The organism is Hymenobacter agri, assembly GCF_054778495.1.
Genome location: NZ_BAAGZM010000343.1, coordinates 1 through 4,500, shown reverse-complemented (window position 1 = coordinate 4,500; position 4,500 = coordinate 1). Strand labels below are relative to the sequence as shown.

Sequence of the window (4,500 nt, the reverse complement as noted above, 5' to 3'; positions counted from 1 at the left end):
ACGTGCTGGCCGGCATTGCCGCCCTTGCAACGCGCGGCTGGGTTGATACCAGCCGCATTGCCCTCTCCGGCGCAAGCTACGGCGGGTTTATGACGGCTTGGCTGATGGGCGAGCCGCGCCGCTGGCGCTGCGCGGTGGCCGCCGCGTCGGTAGTCGACCTGCTCGATAGCTATAATCTGAGCGACAACAACATCGCCAATGCCGGGCACTACGGCCCCTCGCCCTGGCTAAGCGCCGCCAACCTGGAGCACTACCGGGCGCAGTCGCCGCTGAGCCGGGCCCCGCGCTGGCGCACGCCCACGCTCATTCTGCACAACGTGGGCGACTTCCGCGTGCCCATCAGCAACTCATATAAGATGTACCACGCACTGAAAGACAACGGCGTGCCGGTGCGCTTCGTGGCCTTCCCCATCGCCGCCCACGTGCCCGGCGACCCCGTGCGCAGCGCCGAATGGAACCGTCTGTGGCTGGATTGGCTGGACCATTATCTGGGCACTTCGTCGAAATAGCCCACCGCCGGGCCCCTTAACCCTTCGCCAGGACTTACCTTGACGGCCCGAAACGTCTATTTCTTCTCCGTCTATTTATGAACTACTTATCGCGCAGTGCTTCGCGCCTGCTGCTGGTCGGGCTTAGTATGACTGCCCCTTTCGTGGCGACCGCCCAGAAAAAGCCCGCTGCAAAATCAACCGCCAAGCCGGCCAACGCCGAAAGCGCCATCCGCGAGGCCGACATCAAGCGCGACTTGTTTGCGCTGGCCGGCGACCATTTCCGGGGCCGCGAGGGCGGCACGCTGGATGAACTGAAAGCCTCCGTGTGGCTCGCCGACCAGATTCGGGCCACCGGCATGCTGCCGGCCGGCGACGACGGCACCTACTTTCAGTGGTTCAACCTGCAACGCACGCGCCTGAGCAAGAGCAGCACGCTGCGCATTGGCAGCCACGAGATTAAGCTGAACGAAGACGGCGCCGTGACAGCCCCCACCAACGCCAGCGTGAACGCGCCGCTGGTGTACGTGGGCACCGGCACGCCCGCCGAAGTGGCCAAAGTCGACGTGAAGGGCAAGGCCGTGGCCGTACAGATTGCGGGCGCGCCCACCGACGGCATCAGCTACCGGCGCTACGTGTTTGGCAAGTTTGCCGGGCAGGCCGCCGAGCTCACCAAAGCCGGCGCGGTCGCAGTAGTGTTCATTTCCGACGCGCCTTCGCAGGCCCTTTACGACCATTGGAGCCACGTTTTTGAGCGCGGCCGCTACAGCCTGCCGGGCGCGGCCAGCACCAAGGTGGTGAGCACGCCGCCGGTGGTGTGGCTGCCCGCCAGCGCCGCCAGTTGGGTGCAGCAGGCCGGCCAGCAGCTCACCGCCGACCTCAAGGTGGAAAGCTTCCAGTACCCGTCCGTGAACATCGTGGCCAAGATGCCCGGCACCGACGCGCAATTGAAAAAAGAATATGTCCTCTTCAGCACCCACCAGGACCACGACGGCGTGCGCGCCCCCATCGCCGGCGACTCCATCAACAACGGCGCCGACGACAATGCCACCGGCTGCGCGGCGCTGCTGGCCATCATGCGGGCCTTCAAGCAGCAGCCTAGCCGCCGCTCGGCCCTGTTCGTGTACCAGGGCTCGGAAGAACGTGGGCTGATTGGCTCGACCTATTTTTCGGCCCACCCCACGGTGCCGCAGTCGTCCATCGTAGCGGTACTGAACGCGGAGATGATGGGCCGCAACGCGCCCGACAGCGCCGCCCTGCTGGGCAGCACGCCGCCGCATATGAACTCCTCCGACCTCGTGAAAACTGCCCTGGCCGCTAACCAGGCCGGCCCCAAATTCAAGCTCGATACCGAGTGGGACAAGCCCACGCACCCCGAAGGCTGGTACTTCCGCTCCGACCACCTGCCCTACGCCCGCCTGGGCATCCCGGCCATCATGTACACCTCGCTGCTGCACGTCGACTACCACACGCCCCGCGACGAACCCAGCCGCATCGACTATGCCAAGCTGCTGCGCATGACGCAGTGGATGTACCTCACCGGCTGGGCCGTGGCCAACCGCACCGCGCCGCCGGCCCGGGAGCCCGGCTTTAAGCTGGAGCGGTAGCGGTGTATGGCGAAAACAGCCGGCCGACGGGCCGCTTCGGCAGCATCCCGAACTGTTGCAGCTGCTCGACGTGGTGCGGCTCGCACACGCCGCTGAACCGGATGGCGCGGTGCGGGCACCCGGCCACCCCGCACGGCTTGTCGCTGGGCTCGAAAGTGTTTTTGGCGTAGTAAGGCTCCATCATCGCGCCGTATACCATCCACGCGGCGGGCTGTATATAGGGCTCCTGCTGCCAGTCGGCCAAGTCAATTTTGGGCACGTGGCAGGCGTATTCGCTGCCTCCAAGGCTCCATTCCCAGCCGGTTTGCCAGTACTGGGCGCAGTGCGGGCACCGCAGCAGCTTCAGCCGGAGCGTCGGGTTCTCCCCCAGCAGCACCAGCGGCTTCAGAATCGCGGCCGTGGCCTTGATGCGCTTGTTGATGCTGCGGCGGTCAAGGGACAGCGGCGGGTAGTGGGAGCAGGTGCATTCCATCGGCCAAATGTAACCCCGGCGGTGGGCAAAGGTCGGCGACCGTCCGCGATTGTAGCGGCGCGAAGGGCCGCGCCCCGTTCACTTTCGGTCATTGGGCTCGTATGGAGTTTCATGCTGAACCTGACCAACCCCGAACTGGCCTTCGTGCTGGGCCGCCTGCTGCTGGGCGTGACGTTCCTGACGCACTTTCTGGTGCGGCTGCCCAAGCTGGCCGCGTTTCAGGCGGGCATGGTGAAGCAGTTTGCCCACTCCCTGCTGCCCGAGTTGCTGGTGCGGCCCTTCGCGGTGGTGCTGCCATTCGTGGAGGGTGCCATTGGCTTACTGCTGATTATCGGGCTGTTTACCCGGCCGGCGCTGGCTGCGGCCCTGCTGCTGATGACGGCCCTGGCCTTCGGCAGCAGCCTGCTGGAACAGTGGGACACGGTGGGCACGCAGCTGGTGTACGGCCTGTTCATTTTTGCGCTGATACTGCATTGTCAGCACAACCGCCTCTGCCTCGACCGGGCGACAACTGCCGCAGCCCGCTAAATAAACCTGAACAATTCCGGGGGTGCCGACTTACTTGCTCATTCTTCATTTTCCATTAAGCGAAGCGTAAATGCGCCACCTCACTGCCGCCGACATTGCCGGCTTCGATAAAATCTACCGCCTCAACCTCGTCAACGGCCTGCCCGGCTTCAAGCCAGCCAACCTGGTGGGTACTGCCGCGCCCGACGGCCGCACCAACCTGGCCGTGTTCAGCTCGGCGCTGCACCTGGGCTCCGACCCAGCCCTGCTCGGCATTGTGACGCGGCCCACCACCGTGCCGCGCCATACCTACGCCAACCTCAAAGCCAGCGGCTGCTACACCCTCAACCACGTGCCCGAGGCGCTGGCGGCGCAGGCTCACTACACTTCGGCCAACTTCCCCGACGACGTATCGGAGTTCGACGCCTGCGGCTTCACCGCTATTTATCGCGACGACTTTGCCGCGCCCTACGTGGTCGAAAGCGCACTTAGCATCGGCCTGCGGCTGCTGGAGGAGCACCCCATCAGCAACGGCACCGTGCTGCTGGTGGGCAGCGTGGAGCACGTTTATCTGAAGGACGAGCTGCTGCGCCCCGATGGCACGCTCGACCTCGTCGGCGCCGGCACCGCCGCCATTTCCGGCCTCGACGGCTACCACGCCGTGCAGTCGCCGGTACGCTTCGGCTACGCCCGGCCGGGGCAATTCCCGCAGCCGGAGTAGCGCCGCTACGCCGGTCAGACCGCCCTAGGTGGTCTGACCGGTTGAAGCACCACCGATGCTAACCGCAGCCGACCGGGACTCGTGCCCATATCGGCAGATAATCCGAACGCAAAAAGCCCGCTACCATCATGGCAGCGGGCTTTTTGCATCTGGCAAGCGCCAGCTTATTTCTTAGGCTGAGCCTGCTCGGGCGTGCCCATCTGGCCGCTGGCGGTTTGGCCGCCGGTGGCGTCGGCGCCGGCCGGAGCCGAGTTCAGCTTATCCTGCACGCTGCCGTTTTTGATGGCCGTAGCCGAGCCTTCGCCCACCGGTTTGGGGGCCTTGGGCTGGTTGTTGATGCTGTCGCGGTTCACGTCGGAGTTGTGCCAGCCGGGCGGGTTGACAAAGCCGTGCTTGAATTGCGTGTTTTCGCCGGGGCTCCAGCGGTAATCGCAGGACGAGAGCGAGGCGGCTAGGGCCAGGCCCGGCAGCAGGGCCAGGGCGAAACGGGAAGAAAGCTTCATGGAGTAGTGCTTGGTATTGGGAATGCAAAGTACGTTCATTTCGGGCGGAAGGCCAACGCGATGCCAACCGCGGCGCTATTTTCGGGTTATTGCGGTGCCCGCCGCTCCTTTTGCCCCTGTCCCGCCATGTCCGATTCCGCCGATTCCGCGCCCCGCGGCCCCTCCCGCTTCCGCCGTGCCCTCGGTGCCGTGGGGCGCGCCG

6 protein-coding genes are annotated in these 4,500 nt (G+C 65.4%); 4 read left to right on the top strand and 2 right to left on the bottom strand.

What is annotated here, in order from left to right:
- Together ACYVDE_RS15290 and ACYVDE_RS15285 are read left to right on the top strand one after the other, a co-directional pair.
- Positions 1 to 509 (top strand): alpha/beta hydrolase family protein (locus tag ACYVDE_RS15290; RefSeq protein ID WP_460502404.1); only part of this gene is annotated, 509 nt, incomplete at its 5' end.
- 77 nt (positions 510 to 586) lie between these two features.
- Positions 587 to 2,095, top strand: a complete 1,509-nt coding sequence (locus ACYVDE_RS15285) for a M28 family peptidase (protein WP_460502403.1) — start codon at positions 587 to 589, stop codon at positions 2,093 to 2,095.
- Here ACYVDE_RS15285 and ACYVDE_RS15280 read toward each other — a convergent pair.
- Positions 2,079 to 2,567: a hypothetical protein gene (locus ACYVDE_RS15280; RefSeq protein ID WP_460502402.1), complete on the bottom strand. Its 489-nt coding sequence runs from the start codon at positions 2,565 to 2,567 to the stop codon at positions 2,079 to 2,081. The genes ACYVDE_RS15285 and ACYVDE_RS15280 overlap by 17 nt on opposite strands.
- A 111-nt stretch (positions 2,568 to 2,678) precedes the next feature.
- Between ACYVDE_RS15280 and ACYVDE_RS15275 the strand changes: the two genes are divergently transcribed.
- Positions 2,679 to 3,095, top strand: coding sequence for a MauE/DoxX family redox-associated membrane protein (locus ACYVDE_RS15275; RefSeq protein WP_460502401.1), 417 nt, complete (start codon positions 2,679 to 2,681; stop codon positions 3,093 to 3,095).
- Between the two features lie 70 nt (positions 3,096 to 3,165).
- On the top strand, positions 3,166 to 3,795 hold the full coding sequence (locus ACYVDE_RS15270) for a flavin reductase family protein (protein WP_460502400.1): 630 nt from the start codon (positions 3,166 to 3,168) through the stop codon (positions 3,793 to 3,795).
- A gap of 164 nt (positions 3,796 to 3,959) precedes the next feature.
- On the opposite strand, the gene ACYVDE_RS15265 is transcribed toward ACYVDE_RS15270, so the two are convergent.
- On the bottom strand, positions 3,960 to 4,298 hold the full coding sequence (locus ACYVDE_RS15265; protein WP_460502399.1) for a hypothetical protein: 339 nt from the start codon (positions 4,296 to 4,298) through the stop codon (positions 3,960 to 3,962).
- Between the last annotated feature and the right edge of the window lie 202 nt (positions 4,299 to 4,500).

Bases quoted from the DNA above. Each gene is read 5' to 3' on its own strand.
- ACYVDE_RS15275 (WP_460502401.1), top strand. From the start codon at position 2,679: ATGCTGAACCTGACCAACCCCGAACTGGCCTTCGTGCTGGGCCGCCTG.
- ACYVDE_RS15285 (WP_460502403.1), top strand. From the start codon at position 587: ATGAACTACTTATCGCGCAGTGCTTCGCGCCTGCTGCTGGTCGGGCTT.
- ACYVDE_RS15270 (WP_460502400.1), top strand. From the start codon at position 3,166: ATGCGCCACCTCACTGCCGCCGACATTGCCGGCTTCGATAAAATCTAC.
- ACYVDE_RS15265 (WP_460502399.1), bottom strand. From the start codon at position 4,298: ATGAAGCTTTCTTCCCGTTTCGCCCTGGCCCTGCTGCCGGGCCTGGCC.
- ACYVDE_RS15280 (WP_460502402.1), bottom strand. From the start codon at position 2,567: ATGGAATGCACCTGCTCCCACTACCCGCCGCTGTCCCTTGACCGCCGC.